A 26,890-nucleotide genomic window follows, 5' to 3' on the forward strand; every position below is an offset into this window, starting at 1 on the left:
GGGCGGGCATTCAGTCGATATCTCGCGCCGTCAGATGGTGGCGCGCGGTGCGGCAGCGGCTTCACGTTGGGCGCTCGCCACTTCCCGCTCAGCCTGTACGAAGCCGTAGTCGGGGATGATTTCGCCGGTCCGATCGGACACTTGGCTCCACTTGGCGAGCAACGTCTCGCCCGCGTCCGTGCCGCTGCCGACGTAGCAGCCCTGCGTCAGCGTGACGTTGGCACAGGCAAAGTGCCCGGCGCCCGCATTCAGAACCGTGCGCGTCGGTGCATCCGGTCCGACCAGCGCGAGCAGCCCCGGGCTGACCAGCGCCGGGTCAAGCGCGGCAAGGCTTTCGCTGGAGAGCACGCCCTCGGTCATCTGCGTTGCCGCCGTCGGCGCCAGGCTGTTCACGCGAATGCCGTACTTCTCGCCTTCGATGGCCAGGGTTTGCATCAAGCCAACCATCGCCATTTTCGCCGCGCCATAATTGGCCTGTCCGAAATTGCCGTAGAGCCCGGAAGACGAGGTAGTCATGACGATCCGTCCGTAGCCTTGCGCGCGCATCGTTTCCCACACCGCCTTGCAGCAGATCGCGGCGCCCATCAGGTGCACGTCCACCACCAACCGGAAGTCATCGATGGTCATCTTGGCGAAGCTCTTGTCGCGCAGGATGCCGGCATTGTTGATCAGGATGTCGATCCTGCCCCAATCGTCGATCACCTTGGCGGTCATCGCGCCGACCGCTGCCTCATCGGTTACCGATGCGGCAATCGCCATTGCGCGGCCACCGTTCGCGCTGATCTCGGCGGCCACCTTCTCCGCCGCGTCCAGCGCCAGGTCGTTGACAACGACGCTCGCGCCCTTGCTGGCGAGGTACAGGGCATGAGCGCGGCCAAGCCCGCCGCCTGCGCCTGTGACGATTGCCACCCGTCCGTCCAGCATCATGCTCATCCTTTCGTAAATTCGCTAACCAGCCAGTGAATATCTTGAGCGTTCTTCTGCCGCATTGCGCGGCATCAACTCTTTGCCCGCTCCGCGCAGATCTCCCGCAGCCCGGCGGCCATGAACGATGCCATACGCGCCTTCACGGACTCGAAATCGTCCGACCGGCACAGCCCGTTTGACAGCTTGTCGATGCGGCCGGTGCGCGCGAGCGTCACCATCAGCGCACCCGTTACGAAGTGATAGCCCCAGTAGATGTCCTCTTCGGCGCACCCTGGCAGCGCCTTCTTCAGCAGCGCGATCAGGCGGAGCACGACCGGATCGAAATGCTCGTCCATGAGCTCGGCGCCCCACTCGGGCGTATTGGCGACCAGCGCACCCAGTGCGCCGTAGTTCTTCCAGCCTTCGCCACCCTTGATGTAGAGATCGAGGTCGGTGTCGAGGAACGCGTGCAGCGCCCCTTCGACAGTCGGTTGATCGGCGCTTGCAGCCTCATAATCGTCGAGCGCGCGCATGCGCTGTTCGCTGGTCACCACCGCCCGGCGGGCAAAGACGGCGTCGAACAGCTTCTTCTTGTCCTCGAAATAATAGTTCATCAGCGTGTGATGAACGCCGACGCGCTTGGCGACATCCTTCAGCGTCACGCCGTGCAGACCATGTTTGGAAAACAGGAACTCCGCTTCGTCGAGGATCTGCTCCATCGTGTCGGCGCGCTGCTCGGCCTTGGTCGCGCGCCGGCGCGTCATCTTCTCCGGCCTTTTCACCGGCTTTTCGGTAACGGTCACGCGGTCGACTGTCCCTGTTCTTGGCACGCCTTGCCCGCCGCTCCCCTCAAGCGCCTCCATGCTCGGCCCGCAGACGTATCTTGTCGATCTTCCCCGTAGGGGCAAGCGGCATGGCCGGCAGCCTGACGACGGCGTCAGGGACCCACCAGGGCGCGACGCGGCCGGTCAACGCGCCCAAGAGGTCGTCGTCACTGAGCGCAACATCGCGCATTTCGACCAGCAGCACCGGCCGCTCGCCCCATTTGGGATCGGCGCGCCCGATCACCGCGGCCTGTGCCACTTGCGGCAGCGCGCCGACGATCGCCTCGATCTCGGCTGGATTGATCCACTCGCCGCCGGACTTGATCAGATCCTTGGCCCGGCCAGTGATGATGAGATTGCCGTCACGATCGATGCGCGCCAGATCACCGGTGGCAAACCAGCCGCACGTGTCCGTCGCGGGGGCGTCCTGCCCGAAATAGCGCTCGATCACGGCGGCACCGCGCACGCGCAAATGCCCTTCGACATCGCGTTGTTCGGGAAGCGCCACGCCATCGGCATCGGTCAGTAACAGGTCAACGCCGATCGCCGGCTTGCCCGAAACCGCGGCGGTGCGCGCCGGATCGTTCGGCGGCGCCACGGTGCCAGACGGCGACAGTTCGGTCATGCCCCAGCTGGTTTGCACGGTCACGCCGAGCCGCTGTTCCAGCCGCTCCATCAGCGCGGGTGGCATCGGCGCGCCGCCGACGATGATCCGCTGCAGGCTCGGCACCTCGGCGCCCGTTGCGTCGAGATGCTCGACCAGCCCCAACCATACCGTCGGGACGCCGACGCCCACCGTCACCTGCGCCTCGGTGATCAGCCGCGCGAGGCTTGCGCCGTCGTTGCGCCGCCCCGGGAGCACCAGCCGGCCGCCCGCGGCGGGCACGGCAAAGGGGAGGCCCCAGGCATTGGCATGGAACATCGGCACGACCGTCAGCACCGCGTCGGTCCGCGCGATCGCCATTACATCCGTCTGCAAGGTTCGCAGCGTGTGCAGGAAGCTGGAGCGATGTGTGTAAGTCACGCCCTTGGGCGCACCGGTTGTGCCTGACGTGAAGCAAAGGCCCGACGGCGCCGTCTCGGGAAAATTCCCCCAGGCGACATGAGTGCTGGTGGCGCCGATCATCGACTCCAGCGGCTCGCCTACGGCGCCGACCGGCACCTCGCCGTCAATAACCAGGACGTGCCGGATAGTCGTCGCAGCTTCTGCGATCGCCGCGGCGAGCGGGAGCAGGTCAGCACTCGCCACCAGCAGCTTGGCCTGCGACTGTATCGCCATGTCGGCCAGCTGCGCCGCGGTCAGGCGCGGGTTCAGCGTGTGGCAGACTGCCCCCATGCCCATGACGCCATACCATGTCTCGACATGTGCCTGGCTGTTCCACGCCAGCGTGGCGACCCGGTCGCCGGTACCGATGCCAAGATCCGCCAGCACGCCCGACACGCGCCGTGCGCGCGCATGCAGCGCAGCATAGCCGATCCGCGTGAGCGCGCCGTCGTCGCCAGCCGTGACCACCTCCGCGTCGGGATGCCACTTGGCCGCATGCGTCAGGAACTTGTCCAGCGTCAGCGGGAAATCCTGCATCGTTCCGTCGATCATCGGCAACCGGCCGCCTTTGTCAGTATCGGGGAGGCAAGCCCCGTGTTCCAGTTCCACGGCTGGTTCCCCGCTGCGCGGCGCCGGCACATCGCCGCCTCGTGCAGCGCGAACATGCCCGGCGAAAGCCTCGTGCCGGGCACTGGCGCCTGCGCAAACGCCATGAAATGCGCCGCCTCGCCATAGGGCTGCCATTTGGGTTGGCCGTCCGCCACCGGCTGCCCGGTGCGCGCGAACGACAGCCAATAATCCATCATCGCCGCCGACAGCCGCCGGTCGACCACGCCATCGGGATTCTTCGGCCAGAAGGGCGGCGTGCTGCCGTTGGTGCCGAAGACGTACGGGATCTCGGCGGCGTGGAAGGCATGAAGCCTGTTCTCGCTCGCCGCGGGATAGGCGTGGTCGAAATAATAAAGATAGCCGCGCCACCCGATCGCGGTTTGGCCAATCGCCAGCCGATGCGACGTCCAGCCGTAGAGCGCGTCGCGCGTCGTCGCCAGCATGGATTCGCTCACGTCGCTGGACGGGTAAAGCCGCAGGAACGGCTCGGCGAGGTCGCCGTACCGCTCCTTGATCGTCGCCTCATAAGCCGCAGCATTGGTCGGGGCGGGGGGCAGCAACATGCGCAGCGATCGGATCTCGCCCGCATTGTAGCCGGTCAGCACCGGCACCGGCGCCTGCTCGCCGCGGTCCCACGTGTCGACCAACTGGCGCTTCAGGAGCTTGCCGTCGACGGTGCCCCACGGACCATAGCCCTTCATCGCCGCATTCTGCGTCAGCGTCTCGGCGTCCATGCCGCGCAGGTCGGCGAGATCCTTGGCGCCCAGCGTCGTCATCATCTGCGCGCCCGCGTCCTCCGCGGAGGGCAGCCCATGGCGCGCCTGTTTCAGCTCGGGCGCGGTGATCATGTAGGCGCTCTGCGCGATCGCGCGCTGGAACAGGCCGCCCGCTTCGGGGCTGGCCATCAGATACATGACGCTGAGCGCGCCGGCGGATTCGCCAGCAATGGTGACATTGGCGGGATCGCCGCCGAACGCCGCGATATTGCGCTGGACCCAGCGCAGCGCCGCTATCTGATCCATCAGGCCGTAGTTGCCCGAGATTCCGTCCGGGGATTCCCGGCTCAGCTCGGGGTGGGCGAGATAGCCGAGGATGCCGAGCCGATAATTGATCGACACCACAATCGCGCCGCGCGCAGCCATTTTCGCGCCATCGTACATCGCTTCATGGCCATAGCCGCTGACCAACGCGCCGCCGTGGATCCATACGATCACCGGCAGGTCCTTCGCCTCGCGCGGCGCCCAGATGTTGAGCGCCAGGCAATCCTCGCTCATTCGCTGCGGCGGGTTGGCGTAGATGCTGGGCGCGGAGGACCGCGGCTGGACGCAGGCGGCGGCGAACGAGGTCGCCTGGCGTACCTCGACCCATGGCGCGGCCGGCACCGGCGGCTTCCACCGCAGAGGGCCGACCGGCGCCTGGGCATAAGGAATGCCCTTGAACACCCGCACCGTACCCTGCGTGCTCCCTGCCACCGCGCCATCGGGCGCGCGGACGATCGGGGCACCGGCAGGCGCGGCGGAGGCGACCGCCGGAACGGCAGCGCTGAGCAGGGACGCCGCCATTGCGGCGCCGGTCAGTGATGTCATGCGCGGTTTCCCTCGCGGCGAAGCAGCCGCGCCAGCCACAGAAACAGCGCGATCGCGATGAAATAGAAGGGCGTCAGAGTGTAAAGCGCGGTTTGCAACGCATGGGCGTCGCCCTGCGCCTTGAACCAGTCGCTCGCCTGGCCGACCCACGTGGGGCCAAGCCCAAGTCCGATAAAGTTCATGATGAGCAGCAGGAGCGCGCCCGACAGGACGCGCTGGTCCGGCCGCACTTCTTCCTGCACCAGCGCGACCGAGGCGGAGAGGTAGAAATAGTTGAACACCATGACGACCGACAGCAGCAGCAGCGCGAGCGGCCAACTGGGCGCCCAGATGAAGCCGAGGTAGAAAGGCATTGCGATTGCCAGCGACAGCGCCGGAGCGGTCGCATAGCCGACGCGCGTGCGGCGCGTCATGCGGTCGATCACCCGGCCGGACACGACCATGCCGCCCCCCATGCCGATCGCCAGCACCAGCGCGTACCAAATGGCCACGTCGCTCAGGTTCATGCCCTTTTCCCGCATCAGGAACAGGACGGCGAAATTGCCCAGGCCATAAGTGACGAACTGCGTCGCCCCGCTGCCCAGCGCGGCCAACATCAGCACGGGATTGGTCAGGAACATGCGCACGGTGGACCAGAAGCCGGCGGGCGGCACCGCTTCGATAGCCTTGGCGCCCGCCGGATCGGTTGCGCCGCGCTCCGGTTCGCGCATGAAGATGCGCAGCAGCACGGCGGTCACGATGCCGACCGCGCCAATGATGATGAACGGCATCCGCCAGCCGAAATGTTCGGCGATCAGCGCGCCGAATGCGACGCCGATCGCAGCGCCGATCGCCGGGCCGAGATTGAAGATACCAAAGGCCGCCGCGCGCTTGCCGGGCGGGTAGGTATCGGTGATGATCGCGTAGGACGGCGGCACACCGCCCGCCTCGCCGAAGCCGACGGTCATGCGCGCGATCACCAGCTGCGTGTAATTCTGCGCCAGCCCGCAGGCGACAGTCGCGCCGCTCCAGATCGCGCAGGCGAGCGACAGCACGGTCACGCGGCTGGACCGGTCCGCCAGCCAGCCGACGGGAATCGCGATGAAGCAATAGAACATCGCGAAATACAGCCCGCCGATCAGGCCTAGCTGGCCATCGGTGACGCCCAGCGAATCCTGGATCGGCTTGGCCACGATGCCGATCAGCTGGCGATCGAGGAAGTTCAGCACATAGACGAACGTCAACGTCACCAGCACCCAGACCGGCTGCTGCGCACGGGGGGCCGCCCCGTGCGCTTCAACCCGCGCGCCCGTCGCCACGCTCATCGATCAGATCCCGTAGCCGAGGCGGATGCCAACGGTGCGGGGCCGCAGCGTGCCGAACCGGCTGACCAGGAACGCCTCCGGGTGGATGTACGTGATCGAGTGATCGTCGAACACGTTCTCCACATACAGTTGCCCGGTCCATGCGCCCCGCTTCACGCCGAGGTTCAGGTTGACGTTCACATATTCGTCCGTCTTGCCAAAGGTCGACAGGCGCAGGTTCGGATTGCCTGGCGTGTTGGGGAACGAGCTGTTGTACGACCCGACATATTGCGCGTTCACCGCGAAGGTGCCCTTGCTGCTTTCGCCCAGATCGAACCCGATCGAGGTGTACATCGCGCCCTGAAGCCGCGGCGCGGAGAGGCGATGGCCAAGCACCGCGCCGGAGATCGCGGCTTCTTCCGGCGTTAGCTTCGTTATCCTCGAATCATTGTACGCCGCGTTGAAGCCGATGAAGACGTCGGTTGCGGGAATGATCCCCATCTCGACCTCGAAGCCCTTGCTGCGCGCCGCACCGATGTTGGTGGCGAACTGGACCGAATCCGACACGCGGTTGGCCTGCGCCTGGATATTGCTCCAGTCGATCAGATACGCAGCGAGGTTGATGGTCACGCGGCCGTCGAGCCAGCGGCCCTTGGCCCCGATCTCGTAGCTTTCCAGGCGATCGGATGATGCGCCGTTCGGAATGATGATGTCATTCTGGTCAACGACACTCGCCCGCCCGGCAAAGGCGTTGACGATCGGCGCGCGGAAGCCGGTGGAGAAGGTGGCGTAGGTCGTCACCGTCTCGGCCGGTTTGAACGAGGCGCTGGCCTTCCACTGCGGCTTCTGGCCCTTCGCTTTGACGCCCTCCGCCGCTTCGTACGCGGGGAAGCGGTTGAACGGCAGGTTTCGCACATTGCCCAGCGCGAGCTGCAGATAGTTCAGGTCAACGCCGAACTCCGGATAGGTGGCCATCGCGAGGTAGCCCCCGGCTTCGGTGAACGCTTGGGCGGAGATGCGACCGTAACGCATGCCGCCGGTCAGCCAGAAGCGGTCCGAGAAGCGATAGGTCAGTTCGCCGAAGCCGGCGAGTTCCTCGTTGATCTGATGCGTGTACTGCTTCTGGTAATATTGGTCGGGCAGCCCGGTCATGCCGCGCGCGGCCAGAAACTCGGGGTTGGATCGATAGAAGAAGTCGGTGTCGCGACGGCGCTTCAGGTAGAAGCCGCCCAGCGTGAACTGCAGCGGGCCATCCAGCGTCGATACGAAACGCGTCTCCTGCACGAACACCTTGTCATAGGCGTTTGCATCGAGGCCGAATGCGATCGGCGCGCCTGGGAAGGAGCCCTGCGGGAAGGTGCCGGCGAGATCCAGCCAGAAGCGCTGATCGAAGTCCGAGAAGGTCGATGAGCTGGTGAGCCGCGCGAAATCGAACTCGTAGTCAATGGTCGCATTGGCGATCAGCTGCTTGCCGGTGAAGCGATCCGGCTGGTCGGAAATGCGCTTCTCGCGGCCAAGCGATGGGCTGGTTAGCGACGAGTCCTTTGGATCGCTGTCCTCATAGGAGCCGAGCAACTTGATCGAGAGGCGATCCGTCGGCTTCCACAGCATCGTCAATCGGCCGCCCCAGTCGACGAGCGTGTTCGAGTTGCGAATGCCTGTCCCGACGTTGTCGAGATAGCCTTCCTCGTGGCGATAGAAGCCGACGCCGCGGATCGCGAGCTTGTCGCTGACGATCGGCACGTTGACCATCAGATTGTAACGTTGACGCAGGCTGTCCGAGCCGGTGAGGCCCAGGTCAATCAGCGCCGACGTGTCGAAATGGTTGAGATCCGGGCTCTTCGTCAGAATGCGCATCGCGCCCGACAGAGAACCGGAGCCAAACAAGGTGCCCTGCGGACCGCGCAGGAATTCCACCCGCTCGACGTCGAACAGGTTCGGGTCGACCACGGTGGTGTTGCCGATCGTCGAGACCGGCAGCTCGTCAATATAGACCGCGACCGAGCTCTGCAGATTGGCGTTATAGCCGTTGGTGGCAATGCCGCGCGCGGTGAAATTGTTGAAATTCTGCGTCGGGCGGTTGAGCACCACGCCCGGGGTTTCGCGCCCGATACCCTCGAAGCCGACGATACCTTTTTCGGTCAGTTCCTGCTGCTGAAACGCGCTGACGCTGATCGGCACATCCTGGATGCGTTCGGCACGGCGCGTCGCCGTGACGTAGATGTCGCCAGAATCCGTCGCATCATCGGTCGCGCCGGCCGTCAGATCGCCCGCAGGCTGATTAGTGCTGGCTTGACCGGCCCCGGTCTGATCCGAAGCCGGCGCGTCCTGCGCAGCTGCCGGTGCAATTGAGAAAAGCGTCATCGCCGCAGCGGACGCCAGCAACATGGCCCTCACTGATCCCCTCCCTGAAACCCGTAATGCGAGTTTGATGAGCATCGGTTGCCGCAATGGAGAGGCCATGTCAACACTCACTCACTCGTGTGTGAGTATCTGTGAGGCTCCGGATGATCCTGGCGCCCGCTGTTCTGCGTCGCCCGGTCAGCAATCGCGCTCATGGCCGTTCATCACGCGGTGGAGCGGTGGAAAAACGCTGCTCAGATCAAGGAACATGCAGCGAAGTCACGAAGAACCCGCCGCTTCTGGAATGAACGATCTTCTTAAGTGTTAGGTAGCCTCTTGCGGCGCAGAAAGAGACTTTACGCAGCAGGCACTCGACGGTGAACGGTTCTTCTCACGCCAGGCTTGGACGGGTCACACGGCACGTGAGCTGGCTTTTCCAGCCGACCGGCACCGTTGATCCGACCGGGCGCGGCTTTCTCCTTGGCGAGTTGCTTGGGTCGGTCGCCGCAGCCGTCATGGGATCTTTCTGCGCGCTCATCGTCTCCGGGACAGCCCTGCTGCGCAGCGGCGACCCCAGCTACATGGTCTTCTGCGCGCTCGAAGCGTCGCTAATCGCGCTGCGTGTCACCGAATGGCGCTGGCGCTCTGCACGGTCCGGCCAACGTCCCGATCATGTGCCGAGCATCGATGCGTCCGCCGTGCTGTCCGCGCTCTGGTGCACGTTGCAGGGCGCACTCGCATTCACGATCATGTCGTCGGGCGATCTCGTGCTGAGCGTGCTTTCCGCCACCTTGGTCACGGCGATGCTCGGCCCGATCTGCGCCCGCAATTACGCGGCACCGCGCTTCGCCTTCTTGCTCGTGCTGTTGTGTGATTTGCCATTCGTGGCCGGTGCGATCGCTTCGAGTGAAATGTGGTTTACCCCCATAGTAGCGCTCACGCCCTTGTTCCTGGTCGGCGCTATGCAGATCATTCGTTCCTTCCATCGAACGATGCTGATGACGCTCGCCGCCCGGGCCACAGCGCTTCACTTGGCGGAACATGATTCCCTCACCGGCATCCTCAATCGCCACGGCATGGACCGGGCGTTGAGCCGCATCCCTCCTGGCGGAGAGCGACAGATGGCGTTGCTCAGCATTGACCTGGACGGGTTCAAACAGGTCAATGACCGGTACGGTCATGGGGTCGGGGACATTCTGCTGACCAAGGTCGCCGACCGGATGAAGCGGGAATTGCGACCGGAGGATTTGCTGGGCCGAATGGGCGGCGACGAGTTCATGGTCATTGTTCGAGACATGAGGCCGGAACATGTCGCGCCCTTGGTGGATCGGCTGATCGAGGCGATCGCTCGGGCGCCCTATGACGTTGGCGGACTTGTCGTGCATGTGGGTGCCAGCGTCGGCTTCGCCTGCCTGCCAGAGGATGCTGCAACCGCTGTCGAGTTGCGTTTGCGCGCGGATGACGCACTTTATGCTGCCAAGGGAGCGGGCAAGGGCGTTGGCCGACGGTATCGACAGCCTTCGCCGGACACAAGAAGCGACGACTCTGTCGCTGGTCAGCAGTTCCTGCGGAGGTAAGCGTCAGTCGCTCCTTGCGTGCCAGCAGGGCGACGGCGCCTGGAACAGCGCACTCTCCACAAGCCGGGCCGCCGCCTTCGCTGAAGGAGATCGCTCCCGCAGATAAAGCGGCCGAACCAAGCGGCGCGCTTCAGTTGCTCCGCGTGGCCCGCAGTTCTTCCTCCATGCCCTTGGCCAGCGCGGCCACTGCCGCGTTACGCTCCCAGGCGTAAAGGGAAACGGCCAGGGCAGGCGCATCTCCCAGCTCCTCCTGTTCGCGTACAGCCGCGCCACGCACGGCGCTTTGCGGAAGAATGGCGATGCCGACGCCCGCTTCCACCGCCGACAATACGCTGGCAAGGCTGTTGCCGGTAAAGGCGACGTACCAACGTCGGCCGTCACTTGCCATGCGCTCGATCATCAGGTCGCGGTACAGCCCGCCTGGCGGAAAGGTGACCAAAGGCACGGGATCTACCAACGGTGCCGCAGCGCTCGCACTTTCGAACCACATGACAGGTTCGTCAAAGCTGGCCAGGGCCTCGGCTCTTGCCACAGGTTCCTTGACCACGACGATGTCGAGCTCGCCCGCCTGGTAGCGGCGCGACAGATCCCGGCTCAGTCCGGTGGAAACATCCAGGCGATGTTGCCGGTTGGCTTGCGCGAAGGCCGAAAACCTGCGGCTCATCTGCGCCGTGACGATATCGTCGGGAATGCCGATGCGGATGGTTGAGGTACCGGCCGGATCGGACAGCAGCATGATCGCTTCTTCCTGCAAGGACAGGAGGCGCCGCGCGTAAGTGGCAAGGCGCTCTCCGACCGCAGTCGGCCCGACTGGCCGAGCGGCCCGGTCGACCAGGCTGAAGCCGATCGCGCGTTCCAGCCGTGCGAGATGCTGGCTCACCGTGGATTGCGTGGAATGCAGCCGAGCCGCCGCCAGCGTGAAGCTGCCGGTGTCGATCACCGCGATGAAGGTCTGCAGCAGGCGTGGATCAATCACCGTCATTCGATAGATGGATGATCTTCATCCGGAAATATCGTTTGATGATGGCGGTTGGCGACGCCACCTCTTCCACACCTCACTTGAACTCCGAGGATCAGCATGAAGCGCATTGGTTTAAGCCTGGGCCTCCTTCTCGCCAGCACGGCCGCACCGGCGGCGGCAGCCGACCTGTCAACGCACGTCCTGGATCTCGCACGGGGGGTCGGCGGCCAGAATGTGCCCGTGGTGCTTGCCAAGCGTACGGCTGATGGCAGCTGGGTTCAGGTGGGCACGGCTCGCACCGACGCCAACGGCCGAGTGCGCAGCTTTGGCGATCCCGCAAAGTTCGACAAGGGTGACTACCGGCTGACCTTCGATATGTCGGCTTATCCCCACGCCAGCGCCGCTCCGTTCTTTCCGGAAATCACCGTGGTGTTCCGCGTGACGGATGCCGCCGCCCATTATCACGTTCCGGTTGTGGTAAGCCCGTTCGGCTATTCGACGTATCGGGGCAATTGAGATGATAGCCGCGCTGTCCGGAGTAGGCATGTGGTCCTCCGGCCCGTTGGCCATTCCAACCTTCTAACACCCTTGCGAACTCATTAGCCCGGCTTTTGAGTGACGAAGCCGATCTTCGTGGCACTACTCTAATCCTACTAAGAAGATAGGAATTAGGAGGTGCCCAATGACGACTCAGTTCATCAACATGCCCGACCCAGCCAGCCCGCTGGCCATCACTCCTGTCGCCGGCCGCATCGGCGGCGAGGTGCGCGGAATTACACTATCCGCCGATCTCGCACCCGAAATCATCGAGGCGCTTCATGCGGCACTCGCGCGGCACAAGGTGCTGTTCTTCCGCGATCAGCACCAGCTGGACGATGCCGCGCAGGAGGCATTTGCGGCGCGCTTTGGCGATCCGGTGTCGCATCCGACCGTTCCGGTACGGCAGGGAACGCAGCATATCCTCGACCTCGATTCAACCGACGGGCGGGCCGCAAACTCCTGGCATACCGACGTCACCTTCGTCCCGGCTTATCCGGCCGCTTCGATCCTGCGCGGCGTGACCATTCCGGAGGCGGGCGGCGACACGCAATGGGCGAATACGGCCGCTGCTTACGATGCCTTGCCGGAGCCGCTGCGCGTGCTGGCCGATACACTATGGGCAGTTCATTCCAACGCTTATGATTATGCGGCGCTGCGTCCCGAATCCTCGGCGGAGCGGATCCGCTACCAGCGCGAGGTGTTCGCCCGCGTCGTGCACGAGACCGAGCATCCAGTGGTACGCGTCCATCCGGTAACAGGTGAACGGACGCTGCTGCTTGGCCATTTCGTGCAGCGTTTCGTCGGCCTGGGGCAGGCGGACAGCCTGGCGCTGTTCCAGATCCTCCAAAACCATATCCTCCAGCCGGAAAACATCGTCCGCTGGCGCTGGCGCGAAGGTGATGTGGCGATTTGGGATAATCGCGCTACCCAGCACCGCGCCACGGCCGATTTCGGCTTGCAGCGGCGCACGGTCCGCCGGGTGACCATTGCCGGTGACGTTCCGGTGTCGATTGACGGCCGTCGCAGCCGTGCGATCCGCCCGGAGGTCGACGGCGAACTGCTCGAGGCTGCGGAATGACCGCCGCCGCCAGCCGCAGCCCGCTCGATTTCCTCTGGTTCCTGCCCTCAGCCGGGGACCAGAGGTATCTGGCCTCTACCGATGGCGCGCGCGCCGCGACGCCGGGCTATCTGAAACAGGTGGCAGTCGCCGCAGACCAGCTAGGCTTCTCCGGCGCGCTGATGCCGACCGGATCGCATTGCGCCGATGCATGGATCACTGCCGCCAGCCTCGCCCCCGTAACCGAGCGGTTGCGGCTGCTGGTCGCGCTGCGGCCGGGGCTCACGCTGCCAGCGGAGTCGGTGCGGCAGGCGGTGGCGCTGGATCGCATCAGCGACGGGCGGCTTCTGCTCAACGTCGTCACCGGCGGCAGCAGCGAGTTGCTGGCGAGGGACGGGATCTTCCTCGATCACCGCGAGCGATACGAACAGACGGCCGAGTTCCTCGATATCTTCCGCGCCCTGGGCCGCGGTGAGACGGTGACGCGCGAGGGGAAGTACCTGTCGATCCGCAAGGGCCGGCTGGAATTCCCGTTCGTGCAGAAGCCGCATGCGCCGATCTGGTTCGGGGGTTCCTCCGACATCGCGCGGGAGATCGCGGCCGAGCATGTCGACGTTTATCTGGCGTGGGGCGAGCCGCCTGCCCAACTGAAGGACGTGATCGACGACGTGCGCGCCCGGGCGGCGGCGCGTGGGCGCACCATCCGCTTCGGCGTCCGGCTGCACTTCATCGTGCGCGAGACGGAAGCCGAGGCATGGGACGCGGCGAACGACCTCATCCGCCATGTCACCGACGATGATATCGCCCGCTTTCAGGCGGCGCTGGCGCGCACTGAGTCGGTAGGCCAAGCCCGGATGCGGGATCTTCACAAGGGCAATCGCGCGGATCTGGAGGTCAGCCCGAACCTGTGGGCCGGCATCGGGCTGGTGCGGACGGGTGCCGGCACCGCGCTGGTGGGCGACCCCGCAACGATCGCCGAGCGGCTGGAGGAATATGCCGCGATCGGCATCGATACCGTGATCGGTTCGGGCTATCCGCATCTCGAGGAGACCTATCGGGTGGCCGAGCTCCTGTTCCCGCATCTCAATCTGGTAAACGGCCCGAAGGCGCAGGAAGCGGCGCCGCAATTCCCCTTCACCACATTGCGGCAGGCCGCGGCGAGCTGAGCAATTGCTCCCCTCCGCCGCAGGGAGGAGGGGCGCGTTGCCGCCTTATTGCTCCAGCAGTCGTTCCAGTATCTCACCCTCGATCAGTGCCAGCCCCGTATCGCCATGGCGACGCGGCCGGCCCGCCGGGATGGCCCGATCGAGCGTGATCCGCCCGCCTTCCATGATCACCACGCGATTGCCCAGCGTCACTGCTTCGGTCACATCATGCGTCACCAGCAGCGCGGTGAAGCCCTGGTTCAGCCAGACCCGTTCGATCAGCCGCTGCATTTCGATCCGCGTCAACGCATCAAGTGCGCCGAGCGGCTCATCCAGCAAGAGGAGCCGTGGCCGGCTGACGAGCGCGCGGGCCAGCGCGACGCGCTGGCGTTGGCCGCCTGACAGGCGCGAGGGCCATTCGCCCGCCTTTTCGGTCAGGCCGACAAGCGCGAGCGCCTCGACCGCCTGCTCGCGCTTTTGGGCCGGTGTGCCCTCAGCGCCCACCACGACATTGTCGAGCACGCTGGCCCAGGGCAGCAGTCGCGGTTCCTGAAAGACGACGCGGGTGCGATCGCGATCGGTGTCGATCGCGCCGCCATCGGGTTGCTCCAGCCCGGTGATCGCGCGCAGCAGCGTGCTCTTGCCGCAGCCGGACCGGCCCACGATCGAGACGAAGTCGCCAGCCGCGACATCCAGGTCGAGCGCGTCGATCACGCGATTGCTGCCGAACGCAATGCCGAGGCCGCGGATCGTGATCGTCGCGCCGCCCTGCGCGGCCGCGCGGGCAAGGGTATGGACGGTGGCCATGTCAGCGTACTCCATAAGCCGGGTTCCAGCGCAGGAAGCGCCGTTCGATCAGGCGTGTGATGCTGTCGGCGAGCTTGCCGAGGCAGGCATAGACCAGGATCGCGAGGACGATCACGTCGGTCTGGCTGAACTCGCGGGCCTGGTTCGCCATGTAGCCGATGCCCGAATTGGCCGCGATCGTCTCCGCAACGATCAGCGTCAGCCACATGATGCCCAGCGCGAAGCGCAGGCCGACCAGGATCGACGGCAGCGCGCCGGGCAGGATCACGCGGCGAAACAGGGTCATGCGCCGCATCCCGTACACCCGCCCCATCTCGATCAACCCCGGGTCAACGGAGGTCACACCGTGGTAGGTGTTGAGATAGATGGGAAAGAACACGCCCCACCCGACCAGCAGGATCTTCGCCCCTTCGTCGATCCCGAACCAGAGGATGACGAGCGGGATCAGCGCGAGGTGCGGAATGGTCCGCACCGCCTGCAACGTCGGATCCAGCAGGCGGCGGAGCCCCGGCGACAATGCGGTGGCAAGGCCAAGCGCGAGGGCGATCGTGCCGCCCGCCAGGAGACCAACCAGCGCGCGTGCCGCGCTGACGCCCAGGTTGGCGATCAGCGTGCCGTCGCGGATCAGCTCACCCCCGACATCGATCACTGCGGTGGGGGCGGGGAGGATCGTTGCCGGCAACGCTCCGGTGGTCGAGGCGAGCTGCCAGGTGGCGAGCAGAAGTACTGGCAGGATCGCGGGGGTCCAGCGTGCGCGGGCGAACCATGAGCCCGCGGGTGCTGGGGAAGAGGCGCGTGACGGCCCGTGCGGGGCCGCAGGGGCATCGGCGCGCGTCAGGTTAGGCGCGAGACTGGCCATAATCGTCTCCTCAGCTTTTTGGGGTCCAGCCGGTCCAGGCGATCGCGCCGGCGTCCAGCTTGCGGTTCAGTACGCCGGCCTCGGTCAAGTAATCGGCGACACGCTGTTGGTTGGCGATGTCGGCCGGCGTGACCGGGTCGACGACAAAGGCCGCGCCCTTGTAGCGCGCGAGCATCTTCTGCTGCACGGCAAGCGGGAGACGGGTTGCGGCGGCAGAAAGTTTGCTCACCGTGTCCAGGTTCGCCCGCGCCCAGGCAGCCTCATCGCGCAGCGCGTCGAGCGTGGCGGCGATGGCTTCAGGCCGTTCCTTAACAACCGTTCCCCGGGCGATGTAGAAGACGGTGGAGGCAAGGCCGGCCCGGTCGATTGGGACCTCGCGTGCGCCATGCCGCTCCTCGGCGAGCCCCCGGTAGGGATCCCAAGTGATCCAGGCATCGATCGACCCGTTGCTGAACGCGGTCATTGCGTCGCCCGGCGCCAGGTACACCGGCGTCACGTCCTTCAGCGTCAGCCCGTGTTTCTTCAGCGCGATGACCGCGCTGAGTTCGCTGGCCGAGCCCTTGGTAAAGGCGAGGCGCTTGCCCTTAAGATCGGCGGCGGTGCGTACCGGGGACTGGCGTGGCACGATCAGTCCGCCGGTGATCGCGCTCGGGAAGCTGTGCGTCGCGACATAGACGATGTCCGATCCGGACGCCTGCGCATAGGCGACCGGCGTATCGCCGACGGCGCCGAGATCGACCGAGCCCGCACGCATCGCTTCGATCAATGGGGGGCCGGAGGGGAATTCCACCCACCGCACCGGCGTAATACCCTGTGCCGCGAGCGTCTTCTCTACCGCGCCACGCTCCTTCGCAACGAACAGCACGCCGCCCTTCTGAACACCGATCGTCAGGCCCTTGCCTGTGCCTGCGCTGCCGCCCTTGCCGCACGCGGCGAGCATCAGCGCCAGCGTGCCGGCCAGCAATGCACGGCGCCTCACTCCGCCGCCTCCGCCAGCGCGGCCGCTCTTCGGGCGGGGTGCTCCGGAAAGGGCAGGCCCAGATTTTCCCGCAGCGTCGCTCCCTCGTAGTCCGCGCGGAAGCGACCGCGGCGGCGCAGCTCGGGCAGCACCTCGGCGATGAAGTCATCCAAATGGTCCGGCAGGTGCGGCGGCATCACGTTGAAGCCGTCCGCCCCATGGCCATCGAACCAGGATTCAAGCTGGTCGGCGATCTGCCCGGCATCGCCGAAGATCGTCCAATGGCCGCGCGCGCCGGTGACACGCAGGTGAAGCTCGCGGGCGGTAAGGTTCTCCCGCCGCGCCATGTCCAGAAGCAGCGCCGGGCGGCTCTTGCGCCCGTCGACCTGCACCCACTCGGGAAGCGGCTGGTTCTCGTCATGCTCCAGCAGGCGATCGTCCTCGAACAGCCGGGCGAGGAACCGTTTGCCAATCTCGGGATGGACGAGCGCCTGGAGCTCCTCGTACTTCTCGCGCGCGTGGCGCTCGCTGTCGCCTACAACGGCCATGACACCGGGCATGATCTTCAGCGTCTCTGGCCGCCGGCCGTGGCGCGCCATCCGGCCCTTCACATCGGCGTAGAAGTCTGCGGCGGAGGCGAGCGTCTGATGCGCGGTGAACACCACTTCGGCAGTCGCGGCCGCGAGCTCGCGCCCCGGTTCGGACGATCCCGCCTGGACCACGACGGGGTGCCCTTGCGGCGATCGCGGCACGTTGAGCGGCCCGGCCACCGAAAGATGCGCGCCCTTGTGGCCGAGGATGTGGAGCTTCGAAGGATCGGCGAAGAGGCCGCTGTCGCGATCGCGCGGGAAGGCATCATCCTCCCAGCTTTCCCACAATCCCTTGACCACCGCGGCGAATTCCGCGGCGCGGGCGTAGCGAACCTCCGGCTCGGGATGCTGCTCCAGCCCGAAATTCTGCGCCTCGCCCGCCGCGGCGGAGGTGACGAGGTTCCACGCCGCCCGGCCGCCGCTGACAGTGTCGAGCGAGGCGAACAGGCGAGCGAGGAGGAAGGGCGGATAGTAGGTCGTGGTCGCCGTCGCGACGAGGCCGATGCGCTGCGTCCGAGCCGCAATCGCGCTCAGCAGCGTGATCGGCTCGAACCCGGCGACGCCCGCCATGCGTGCGATGCTTTCCGGATCGTCCCGATCGACGAAGCCGCCCTGGCTGTCGGCCAGGAACATCATGTCGAACTTCGCCGCCTCGGCCTTTTGCGCGAGCGAGACGTAATGCTCGATGTCGACGCCTGCATCCTTGGCGGCGCGCGGGTGCCGCCACGCGGCGACATGGTGGCCCGTTGCCATCAGGAAAGCGCCGAGGCGGATCGTGTCGGTGCGTTTGGTCATGGTTGTTCTCCCGGTCAGAGACGGTGACGCAAGGTGAGGCCAAAGGTGCGCGGATCACCGGGCTGGCCGTAGAAGACGGCGCCGTTCTCGCTGATGCCCTTTGAGTAGAAGTACAGCTTGTTCAGCAGGTTGCGGGACCAGAGGGACGCTTCCCAGCGACCATCCTTGCCGCGCACGCCGAGCCGCGCGTTGAGGAGGCCAAAGCCTTCCACCAGCGAGAAGCGGCTGAGGTTGTACGTCGTGTAGAAGGACGAACGGTACGCATAGTCCCCGCCGATGAAGCCGGTGACGGTTTCGCTCAGCGCCGCGTCATAGCTGGCGCCCGCCGACCAGGCCCATCGCGGGGCGGCGGGGAGGCGGCGCCCGGACAGGTCGCAGACCGTGGGTTGCCCAGGCGCGCGTATCTCAAACGGGCATTGTGCGTTGGTGTACCGGCGGTATTCGGCCGGGTTCCAGGTGCCGCTGGCATAGAGCGACAGACCCGCGACGGGGCGCGCCCGCACATCGCCCTCGATGCCATAGGATCTGACATCGCCGACGTTGGCGATATATGCGCGGGGCGGCACGACGCTCGCGTCGACGATCGTCGACTGATAGTTGGAGACGTCGGTCAGGAATGCCGAGAAATTGGCCGTGAGGCGCCGGTCGAACCATTCGCTCTTCAGGCCGACCTCGTAATTGTCGACCTTCTCCGGCGAGACCACTGCGAGATCCAGCAGCGGCGCACCGTCCGGAGATAGCGGCAGGGTGGCGAAGTTCAGCCCGCCTGATTTCTGCCCGCGCGCATAGGTGACATAGACCAGCGCGCCCTCGCCCAACTTGCCCGACAGGCTCGCCATGCCGGAAAGGTCGCCCCAGCTGCGATCGAGATCGTAGCGCGCATAAATGGGCGTGTAGGCGTTGCGCAGCGCGATCTGCGCCGGGGTCAGCGTCGCAAGCGGTGATCCGCCGCCGCGCACCTGCTCGTAGAAGCCGTATTTGCGCTCATGCGTGTACCGCAGGCCGACCGTCAGATCGACCGCGTCGGTCAGGTGCCACACGCCCTGGCCGAACGCCGCAACGCTTGTCGTCTTTGGCTCCGAGGACGCGTAAGTATAAGTGCCTTCCAACGTCGCGCGGCGTTGTGCCGGCGTCAGGCCGGCGGTGCCCGGCGCAATGAGAAATTCGCCCGCGTCGCGGCCATATTCGTTGATGAACCAGCCGGGAATTTTCTGGTGGAAGGCATAGAGCCCCACCACCCAGTCGAGCGTTCGCCGGCCGTTGGAGGCAAGACGAAATTCCTGGCTGAACTGCCGCTGGCGGTCGTACTGATTACCCTCCAACGATATGTTGAGGGCCGAATAATCAGGGTCGTTGCGCGGCGTCCAGTTCCAGAAGCGCGCCGCGGAGACAGAGGTCAGCGTAGCCCCGCCGAAATCATATTCCGCGTTCACCTGCACGCCGCCCTGTTCCATGCGGATCGGGCCCAGCCAGTCGCTGTCGGTGATGCGATCCTTGGGGTCGGCGAGCGGCGGGGTGTAGCCGAACTGCGCGATCCGCTGGGCATAGTTGAAGGCGATCGGCGCGCCATTGTCATAAGCGGCGAGCGATCCGAGGAGCACCGGAACGCAGCAATTCTGCTCCTGCCGGGCATAATCGCCGATGACGCGCACGCTCAGCGCTTCGGTCGGCGTGAACAACAATTGCCCGCGCACTGTATAGTTCTGAAAGTCGTGGACGCGGCGATCCTGGAAAATGTTGCGCAGGTATCCGTCGCGCTTCGTCGCCTCGAACGACAGGCGCCCGGCGACGTTCTCGGCTATTCCGCCGGACAGGGTTCCCCGCGCCTGGAACAGCCCGTAATTGCCGACCGAAACATCTCCGGAGGCCTCCGGCGTGAAGCTCGGTCGCTTGGTGGTGACGACGATGGCCCCGGCGGTGGTGTTGCGGCCGAACAGGGTGCCTTGCGGCCCGCGCAGGATCTCCACTCGATCGAGATCCACCAGGTCGAAGCCGGACTGGCCGACGCGCGCATAATAGACGTCGTCGACGTAGAATCCGACGCCGAGGTCCAGCCCGTTGTTCGCCGTGGCGACGTTCGATCCCAAGCCGCGGATGTTGACCGTCACGTTGCGCGGGTTCGAGGTATAGACCGTCAGGCTCGGCACCTCCTGATAGATCTGCTGGAGGTGATAGGCGCCTTTCTGCTCCAGCGCCTCGCCGCCCAGCACACTGATGGCAAGCGGCACGTCCTGCACGCTTTCCGCCCGGCGCCTCGCGGTGACGAGAATGTCAGAACCACCATCGGAAGGGGGGGTGGCTGATGTTGTGGTTTCGGGGTCGATGCTCGCGGCGGTCGTCCCCGCAGTGGGCGAAGGAGTAATCGTGACGGTGGCGGCATGGCCAGAGGGCGCAGATATGCTGCCTGCGCTGGCCAACAGCCAGGCAGTGAGGGGCAGGGGCATTGCGATGTGGTCCCTTTATCGATCTGTGATCAGCCCGCGCGCTCGCTGCCCGCCAATCATGCTGGCGAGTGGGCAGGCGCTGGCGATGGATGCGTGAAGCGGCTTAGCGCGGCGGGTCGACCATGCTCGTTCTCCCGAGATGCGGGAACACGCGCCGTGCCGCCAGTCGACACGCCGGGTGCGCTTTAGCCGTTGGTGACGCGGAGCAAGCTGATCCCATCAAAACGCCGCGGGCCGCAATCGGGCGACCACCGCTGAATCCATACTGAACCAGTAGGAATTAACGGCAAGATAGCTTTGGTTCACCCGATGAGAGATCTGCTTCGCTCAGGATCCGACCTCGTTCCGCGAGAAAGGCTCGCTACTTACTCGCCATCTCGGGCGCGGTGTCACGACGCGTCCTCGCGTCTCGTCAAGTCCGTCAGCGCCGGTGGTCGGCGCCTCTGACGAGGAAAGCATCATGAGCGCAACGCAACGACTGAACTGGTACGACGTCGCGCCGGACGGCGCCAAGGCCCGGTTCGGGATCTACCATTATGTGACGAAGAACACCGACCCCCGGAGGAGCTCGTCCACCTGATCTTCCTGCGCGTCTTGCAGATCAACGCGTGCGCGCATCGCGTCGACATGCTGAAGACGATGTTGATCGACAAAGTGGCGCTCATCCCGGTCTGGGCAGAGGTGCCGCACCTGTTCTCGGATCGCTATAGCGCTGCGCTGGTCTGGGCGGAGGAAGTCACCAACATCAGCGCGATTCATGCGTCCGATCAGGCCTGTGCTGCGGCGGCCGCTGCGTTCACGTCGAATGAACTGGTCGACCTGACGCTCACCACGTTGCCTTCTATCATCAGGACCAGCAATCGGCCTCGTCACACCCGGATGAAAGTCATCGCCCAAAGACAGGCGCTCGCGCGAAATCCTCCTTGCCGAATGGGTGATCGTTAAAGAGGAAAGCGTAATAGAATTCGCGCAGGCGGCGGTGGAAGTCGCGGATGCGGTCCTGATAGGCGAGCTGTGCGGTCAGATCCGTCTTAGCCAGCCGAGTGAGCAGCGCCTGCACGCCAACGGACGGCAGCACCCAGCCAAGCGCGCGCGCGGCAGCGTCGCGCCGCTCCAGCCCCGCGCGATAGGCGCGCACCTGGCCCGCCACGCTCTCGTCGCCGTTCTGATGAAAGGCGAGATACCACTTGTAGTGGAACTCCGGACCAAGTGGGGCCGAGGCCGCCCAGCGTGGGTGATTGGCGTAGAAGCGCCGCATCGTTTCCTCGCGCGGGATATCCCAGGCGTGGTTCACGCGCTCGCGCTGCGCCAGAGCGATCTCGGTCCCCTGATCCACCGGAACCGCGCGGTTGACCGCGACATGCGCCAGAGTCGGGGCGATCAGCACCAAAACCAGCCAGCAGGCGGCAAGCGTTGCGGCGTTAGCGACCGAACTCCAGCGCAAGCGGCCGATCAGCGCCGTCAGCACGATCCAGAAGAACAGATACGCCGCGATCACCGCTAGGATCAGCAGGATCACGTCGACGCCGACGCCGGACACAATAGCGGTAAATGTGAACGGCACCGCCAGCACCGCCCAGAGCAACGCGAGCCGCAGCAAGGTCCGGCGGCGCATCAGCCCCGACCCGCCGCGCGGAAGCGCCATCAGCGAACGCAGTCGCCCTGCCTCGCGCTCACCCGAGACCTGATCGTGAAACAGCGCGATCACGAACAAGGGCGCCAAGAACACCAGCATGAAGGCGAAGTCGAACCGCCCGGGAAGCGCGAGCTCGGGATTGAAGGTGTCACCATCGTAGATTTGCGCTTCCAATCCCAGCGCACGGATGCGCAGGATGTAGGGCGATACGTCGCGCATCCCGAGCGCCGCGAAGGCGAGCGGCGACGGCGCGTCCCACGTCGGATGGAAGCTGTAATAGGCTGCGCTGCCGGCATCCTTGGTGCGGTCCACATAGTCTGCGACGGCGGCGATGTCCTCCGCCTGCGCCGCGGGGATCGCGGCGATTGCCGCGCGTTGGCGCGAAACTTCTGCCATGCCCGCGGCGCAGGCGGCTATCGAAAGAGCCGCCAGCAGCGCCAATGCGACGCTGCTGAGGCGCCCGCGCAGCAGCAGCCGCAATTCATGCTTCCAAAGTGTCATCGGCTCTCTCCCAACCGGCGGGAGGCCCGGACGAGCAGCACGCCAGCGACGGCCAGCCAGCCAAGCACGATTGCCAGCCCCGGCAGCGCGCCCGTGGCAAGTGCGGCGCCGCTCGGCGCCCGATAGGTGAAGTCCGGCATCTGTTCCCAATTATCCGCCGCCACGCGCTTGCGCCGGTCGGCATCGGTGTCGGTGGCGGTGTCGTCGCTGTAGCTGACTGCCTCGGCCTGCATCCGGTTGAGCCGCTGGACGAGCGCGTAGCGATATGCTTCCGCCTGCTCGAGGAAGCGGCGGTGTCCTGCAAAGTCGGTCCCGGCGGCAGCCATCGACAGCGAGCGAAGCGCAATCGCCGGGCTCAGCACGCTTACTCCCATCACGAGCGCATTCTGCCGATTTTGAGCGGCGTAGCTCTTGCCGGCATAGCGTTCGAACAATTCGGAGGTGAGCCGTTCGCCTTCGAGCGCCAGAAGGCCCTTGTAGTTGACCGGCAGATCCTCGACCCGCATGACCCCGTAACGCTTCAGCACCGATTGTTTGAAGGCGGCGAAGTGCGGATCGTCGGGATTGTGGCTATCGCCCATCCGTCGCAGGTCGCGTGCGATGGCGACATCGGTTTGGAGCCGGTTCTGCAGCGGCACCGCGGCACTCGCCAGATCGGGCGCGACACGCGGCAGCAGCACGACGGCGACGGCCCACATTGCGACCAGCGCCAGCAGCGCATCGCGGCTGCGGCGGACCGAGGCTGACACCAGCAGGATCAGCACAACCCAGAGCGCGAGATAGGCGGCATAGCCGATCGCGATAGTCGCGATGGGCAAGGCCAGTGCGCCGGGCTGGTCGGCGATCGCGACGAAGCCGATCATCGCCGGCAGTCCTGCGAGCAGCGCAACCGTGCCCAGCGCCCGCAGCTTGCCGCGGACCACCTGGCCGCGCGACGCGCCTTGCAGCATCAGCAGGCGCATCGTGCCGCGTTCGGTCTCCCGCGCGAGCGCGCCATAGCCCAAGAAAATCAACAACAATGGCGCGACGGCCTGAAGGACGAAAGCGGGAGTGAGCTGGCCGAAGCGGACCAGCAGCGAGCTTTGCCGCACGTCGCCGAAATTAGTGGTGTTCTGACGGTGGCCCTCGAGGAACATACTGCTGCCCGTGAACGCGTCGACGCCGGGATCGAAGGCCGCGAGCGGTCCCAGCGGCCGGAAGATGAAGTGGCCATAGTGGACCACCCGGTGCGGATGACGGTCGGGCTGCGCATCAAAGGCGTGCTCCGCGGCATGCTGGTGCCGGGCACGCAGCTCCGCATTGCCGTGCTGGTGCGCCCAGGAACTGAGCACGGCCACCAGTGTCAGCAGCACCAGAAGCGTAAAAGCGATCACCGCGACACGATTGCGGACCATCAGCCGCAGCTCGTCACGAGCGATAAGGCGAGTAGCGCTCATGCCGCGAGCCGCTCCGCCGCGACAGCGAAACGGGCGTGGAGCGAGCGCACGTCGAACCGCTCCGGCCCGCTCGCCGCGACTTCCTCGACAATGCGGCCGGCCTCGAGAAATCCGATCCGGTCGGCGACATCGGCGGCTGAGAGCAGGTCGTGCGTCACCATTAGCACCGCGGTGCCGCGATCGCGCACCGCGGCGACCAGCGCATTGAAATCGGCGGTAGCACGCGGGTCGAGCCCGGAGGTCGGCTCGTCGAGCAGCAGCACGGGCACTTCACGCAGCAACGCGACCGCGATCGCCACCTTCTGCCGCATACCCTTGGAAAAGCCGCCAAGCCGCTGGTCCCAGGCGCGGTCCTGAAGCCCCGCCGCGGCAAAGGCATCGGTGATGATCCGCCGTTCCTTGCGCTCATCGGACAGCGCCAGCAGATAATCGGCATTCTCGACGGCGGTCAGATGCTCGTAGAGCGCCACATTCTCCGGCAGATAGGCGATGCACCGGCGCGCGGCGTCCGCAGCACTTCCCGGGTCGATTCCCGACACCAGAACCGTCCCGGATTGCGCGCGCACGAAGCCGAGCAATGCCGCCAGCGTCGTCGACTTGCCCGCGCCGTTGCCGCCGAGCAGTGCCGTGATGCTGCCTGCGGGCACCTGCAAGGAAAGCCCGTCGAGGACGCGATGCTGGCCGTACGCGAGCACCAGGTTGTCGATTAGGATCGGTGCGAAATTGTCTTTGGTCATCGGCTGATCCTCAGATGTCGAAGCGGAGGGACGCGCGCACGGTGCGCGGTGCACCGGGGTAGATCCACAAGGCGCTGTAGGAGCTGGCCGCGTACCGCTCGTCGAACAGATTGTCCGCCTCTAGGCGGAAGCGGAGGTTGTCGGTGAGGGGCGCCTCTATCGCCGCCTTCGCCTTGACATAGCCCGGCAGCAGCACCGGCGTCGCCGCCACCGATCCGGCTCGGTCGCCGACATAAGCAACGCCGCCGCTCAACTGCCAGTCGCCGCGTCCGGTCGGAATGCGGTGCACCACCAGCAGCGTGCCCGAATGCTCCGGCACGTTCAGTACCTCCGGCGTCGGGAATGCCGCATCGTCCGCCTTCGCATCGAGCCAGGCATAGTTGGCGACGATCTGCCAGCGCTGGCCGAGCCGTGCCGATGCGTCGAGCTCGATCCCGCGGCTGACCAAGCTGCCGACCGGAGCGAGATAGTTCGGATCGACCGGATCAGTGGTGAGGATGTCCTGCTTGCGGATGTCGAACCAGGTCGCCGCCACGTCGATCCCTGGCAGACTGGCGGCAATGCCCAACTCATAGCCGCGGCCGGTTTCCGGTCCGAAGCCAGCGCCGTTGCGATCCGTTCCTGTGTTAAGCGAGAAGTTCTCACCCCAATTGGCATGCACCGCGATCGCGTCGCTCAAGCGATAGCGGCCGCCGAGGCGGAAGCTCACCGGCTCGTCGATGTTACGCCCAGTGCCGCCGGTGTTGTTGTTGACGATCTTCTGTCGATAGGGGTCGATCCGCGCGCCGCCGACGAGCGTCAGCCGATCGGTGATCTCCCACATGTCCTGAAGGTAGATGGTGCCCGCCCAGCGGCTCTCGTCATTGTTGGTGAACGGCCGCAGCGGCGCCGCCACTGAGCCATAGACCGGATCGAACAGGTCGATTGCGTAAGGCGCGGCCGCCGACGGATTGATGCGCATCCAGCGCTCGCCATAGCGGAAGCGGTACCCCTTTAGCCCGACGCTGAGGCGATGCCGCCCGAGCTGGCCGGCGAGCTCCAGCCGTGCTGACAGATCATCGACGCTGAAGTCGCGCGAGCGGCGCTGGCGCCATAGCGACGTGCCGACGATGCGCGATTGATCCGCCGACAGACCCTTCAGCGTCCCCGTGCGCCAGACAAAGCCGCCATTCAGCGTCCAACCATCCCCGAGATCCGCAAGTCCAGTCAGCTGGTGCTGGTCGTTGCGCGATCTGGTGAGGCCGTTCGAGGGTTCCCCATAATAGTTGGAGCGCGGCAGCGCATTAGCGTCTCCGTCGATCGCGGGAATGCCGCGATCGAACGGGGTATCGAACTGGCTGAACTCTCCCGAATAGGTCAGCCGTACCGCCTCGCTCGGGCGCCAGGTGAGCGACGGCGACACGACCCGACGCTGGATCGACACCGTGTCGCGCCACCCGTCGCTGTCTTCGGCCGCGACCACGATCCGTGCCGCCAGCCTATCACTGAGCGGCCCAGTCGCATCCACTTCCACCCGGCGCGTGTCGAAGGAGCCGTAGCTGATCATGGCGTTGGCGTGGGGCGTGAAGCGTGGCACCTTCGTCACGATGTTGACCCGCCCGCCCGGATCGACATCGCCGAACAGCGCGCCAGCCGGCCCTTTCAGCACTTCGATCCGTTCGGTGGTCGCCGGATCGCGCGGCGGCGCCATGCCGCGGTTCGCCATGAAGCCATTCAGATAGTATTCCGCACCCCCGTCAGGGGTGCCGAGAAATCCACGGACGGCAAAATTGTCGATCACGCCGCCACGATTGTTCTGCTGGCTAAAACCGCTCACCAGTTCGAGTGCGTCGCTCAAGCGGTAAGTGCCTGCCGCGTCCAGTATGTCCCGCTCGATGGACCGGCTCGACTGCGACATGCGTTCGGTTACGCGATCGGAGGAAAGCGTGCGATCCACGGTGTCGCGCGATCCGAGTACGACGATGTCGTACTTCTCGGCATCTTGCCGAATATGGTCGGCCCTGTCTTGAGCCTGCGCGTTAGAGGTCACCGCCCCGGCAGAGAGCGCAAGCCAGAGGACAGACGAGCGCAGATGCGTAGAAGGCTCAACAGGCACAATCGATTATTCTCGCTTCATGGTATGTTGCATCATCTCATAAGACATTCCCGTCATGATGCAACACAGCCTTGTCGGTTTGCCCACCGCAATGCCGCGCCCCGGTGCCTGCACCTGGCCCAAGGCTGCTGCACGGCGGGCCCTCGCCGGCATGCG

General features: G+C 65.6%; 21 protein-coding genes. 5 read left to right on the forward strand and 16 right to left on the reverse strand.

Annotation, left to right across the window (positions count from 1 at the left end; all coding sequences use genetic code 11):
- Positions 1-30 precede the first annotated feature (30 nt).
- The 6 genes from LQ954_RS08745 to LQ954_RS08770 all read right to left on the reverse strand — a co-directional run bounded on the left by LQ954_RS08745 (position 31) and on the right by LQ954_RS08770 (position 8,641).
- Positions 31-933, reverse strand: coding sequence for an SDR family NAD(P)-dependent oxidoreductase (locus LQ954_RS08745; RefSeq protein ID WP_231022768.1), 903 nt, complete (start codon positions 931-933; stop codon positions 31-33).
- A gap of 65 nt (positions 934-998) precedes the next feature.
- The gene (locus LQ954_RS08750; RefSeq protein ID WP_227772249.1) at positions 999-1,709 is read right to left on the reverse strand and encodes a TetR/AcrR family transcriptional regulator; all 711 of its coding nucleotides are present in this window, start codon (positions 1,707-1,709) and stop codon (positions 999-1,001) included.
- A gap of 46 nt (positions 1,710-1,755) precedes the next feature.
- Positions 1,756-3,327, reverse strand: coding sequence for an AMP-binding protein (locus LQ954_RS08755; RefSeq protein ID WP_231022769.1), 1,572 nt, complete (start codon positions 3,325-3,327; stop codon positions 1,756-1,758).
- On the reverse strand, positions 3,324-4,970 hold the full coding sequence (locus LQ954_RS08760; protein WP_231022770.1) for a carboxylesterase/lipase family protein: 1,647 nt from the start codon (positions 4,968-4,970) through the stop codon (positions 3,324-3,326). Before LQ954_RS08760 ends, LQ954_RS08755 begins: the two co-directional genes overlap by 4 nt.
- Entirely contained in the window at positions 4,967-6,274 is a 1,308-nt protein-coding gene (locus tag LQ954_RS08765; protein ID WP_231022771.1) for a spinster family MFS transporter, read from the reverse strand. Before LQ954_RS08765 ends, LQ954_RS08760 begins: the two co-directional genes overlap by 4 nt.
- Positions 6,275-6,277: 3 nt before the next feature.
- Positions 6,278-8,641 (reverse strand): TonB-dependent receptor, encoded by a 2,364-nt coding sequence (locus LQ954_RS08770; protein WP_231023023.1) that lies wholly within the window; start codon positions 8,639-8,641, stop codon positions 6,278-6,280.
- A 377-nt stretch (positions 8,642-9,018) separates the two neighbouring features.
- Here LQ954_RS08770 and LQ954_RS16250 point away from each other — a divergent pair, with 377 nt between their 5' ends.
- Positions 9,019-10,173 carry a GGDEF domain-containing protein gene (locus LQ954_RS16250; RefSeq protein WP_231022772.1) on the forward strand — a complete coding sequence of 385 codons (1,155 nt, stop codon included), beginning with the start codon at positions 9,019-9,021 and terminating at the stop codon, positions 10,171-10,173.
- A gap of 130 nt (positions 10,174-10,303) precedes the next feature.
- Here LQ954_RS16250 and LQ954_RS08780 read toward each other — a convergent pair whose 3' ends face one another.
- On the reverse strand, positions 10,304-11,149 hold the full coding sequence (locus LQ954_RS08780; protein WP_231022773.1) for a LysR family transcriptional regulator: 846 nt from the start codon (positions 11,147-11,149) through the stop codon (positions 10,304-10,306).
- 102 nt (positions 11,150-11,251) lie between these two features.
- Here LQ954_RS08780 and uraH point away from each other — a divergent pair, with 102 nt between their 5' ends.
- The 3 genes from uraH (at position 11,252) to ssuD (ending at position 13,897) form a co-directional block, all read left to right on the forward strand.
- The gene (gene uraH / locus LQ954_RS08785) at positions 11,252-11,650 is read left to right on the forward strand and encodes a hydroxyisourate hydrolase (protein ID WP_231022774.1); all 399 of its coding nucleotides are present in this window, start codon (positions 11,252-11,254) and stop codon (positions 11,648-11,650) included.
- Between the two features lie 166 nt (positions 11,651-11,816).
- Positions 11,817-12,752 (forward strand): TauD/TfdA dioxygenase family protein, encoded by a 936-nt coding sequence (locus tag LQ954_RS08790; protein WP_330999958.1) that lies wholly within the window; start codon positions 11,817-11,819, stop codon positions 12,750-12,752.
- Positions 12,749-13,897, forward strand: a complete 1,149-nt coding sequence (ssuD, locus tag LQ954_RS08795; protein ID WP_231022775.1) for an FMNH2-dependent alkanesulfonate monooxygenase — start codon at positions 12,749-12,751, stop codon at positions 13,895-13,897. Before LQ954_RS08790 ends, ssuD begins: the two co-directional genes overlap by 4 nt.
- Positions 13,898-13,942: 45 nt before the next feature.
- Here the strand turns inward: ssuD and LQ954_RS08800 are convergent, their stop codons facing one another.
- Genes LQ954_RS08800 through LQ954_RS08820 form a run of 5 tightly spaced genes read right to left on the reverse strand, consistent with a single transcriptional unit; the run spans position 13,943 to position 20,329 of the window.
- Positions 13,943-14,683, reverse strand: coding sequence for an ATP-binding cassette domain-containing protein (locus tag LQ954_RS08800; protein WP_231022776.1), 741 nt, complete (start codon positions 14,681-14,683; stop codon positions 13,943-13,945).
- Between the two features lies 1 nt (position 14,684).
- The gene (locus LQ954_RS08805) at positions 14,685-15,542 is read right to left on the reverse strand and encodes an ABC transporter permease subunit (RefSeq protein WP_231022777.1); all 858 of its coding nucleotides are present in this window, start codon (positions 15,540-15,542) and stop codon (positions 14,685-14,687) included.
- A gap of 10 nt (positions 15,543-15,552) precedes the next feature.
- Positions 15,553-16,521 carry an aliphatic sulfonate ABC transporter substrate-binding protein gene (locus LQ954_RS08810; RefSeq protein ID WP_231022778.1) on the reverse strand — a complete coding sequence of 323 codons (969 nt, stop codon included), beginning with the start codon at positions 16,519-16,521 and terminating at the stop codon, positions 15,553-15,555.
- A complete protein-coding gene (locus LQ954_RS08815) occupies positions 16,518-17,885 on the reverse strand; it encodes an LLM class flavin-dependent oxidoreductase (RefSeq protein ID WP_231022779.1) in 1,368 nt (455 codons plus the stop codon). Before LQ954_RS08815 ends, LQ954_RS08810 begins: the two co-directional genes overlap by 4 nt.
- A 14-nt stretch (positions 17,886-17,899) precedes the next feature.
- Complete coding sequence (locus tag LQ954_RS08820; RefSeq protein WP_231022780.1) at positions 17,900-20,329, reverse strand: TonB-dependent receptor; 2,430 nt, start codon at positions 20,327-20,329, stop codon at positions 17,900-17,902.
- Positions 20,330-20,923: 594 nt separating this feature from the next.
- Here LQ954_RS08820 and LQ954_RS08825 point away from each other — a divergent pair.
- Positions 20,924-21,274, forward strand: coding sequence for a hypothetical protein (locus tag LQ954_RS08825; RefSeq protein WP_231022781.1), 351 nt, complete (start codon positions 20,924-20,926; stop codon positions 21,272-21,274).
- Here LQ954_RS08825 and LQ954_RS08830 read toward each other — a convergent pair.
- Genes LQ954_RS08830 through LQ954_RS08845 form a run of 4 tightly spaced genes read right to left on the reverse strand, consistent with a single transcriptional unit; the run spans position 21,216 to position 26,668 of the window.
- Positions 21,216-22,466, reverse strand: coding sequence for a DUF3526 domain-containing protein (locus LQ954_RS08830; protein ID WP_231022782.1), 1,251 nt, complete (start codon positions 22,464-22,466; stop codon positions 21,216-21,218). The two genes, LQ954_RS08825 and LQ954_RS08830, sit on opposite strands and share 59 nt — an antisense overlap.
- Positions 22,463-23,902, reverse strand: coding sequence for an ABC transporter permease (locus tag LQ954_RS08835; protein ID WP_231022783.1), 1,440 nt, complete (start codon positions 23,900-23,902; stop codon positions 22,463-22,465). Before LQ954_RS08835 ends, LQ954_RS08830 begins: the two co-directional genes overlap by 4 nt.
- Positions 23,899-24,639 carry an ABC transporter ATP-binding protein gene (locus LQ954_RS08840; protein ID WP_231022784.1) on the reverse strand — a complete coding sequence of 247 codons (741 nt, stop codon included), beginning with the start codon at positions 24,637-24,639 and terminating at the stop codon, positions 23,899-23,901. The genes LQ954_RS08835 and LQ954_RS08840 overlap by 4 nt, the downstream gene beginning before the upstream one ends.
- Positions 24,640-24,649: 10 nt before the next feature.
- Positions 24,650-26,668 carry a TonB-dependent siderophore receptor gene (locus tag LQ954_RS08845; protein WP_227772232.1) on the reverse strand — a complete coding sequence of 673 codons (2,019 nt, stop codon included), beginning with the start codon at positions 26,666-26,668 and terminating at the stop codon, positions 24,650-24,652.
- Positions 26,669-26,890 lie beyond the last annotated feature (222 nt).

Source organism: Sphingomonas sp. IC-11 (genome assembly GCF_021043365.1).
Lineage (GTDB): Bacteria > Pseudomonadota > Alphaproteobacteria > Sphingomonadales > Sphingomonadaceae > Sphingomonas.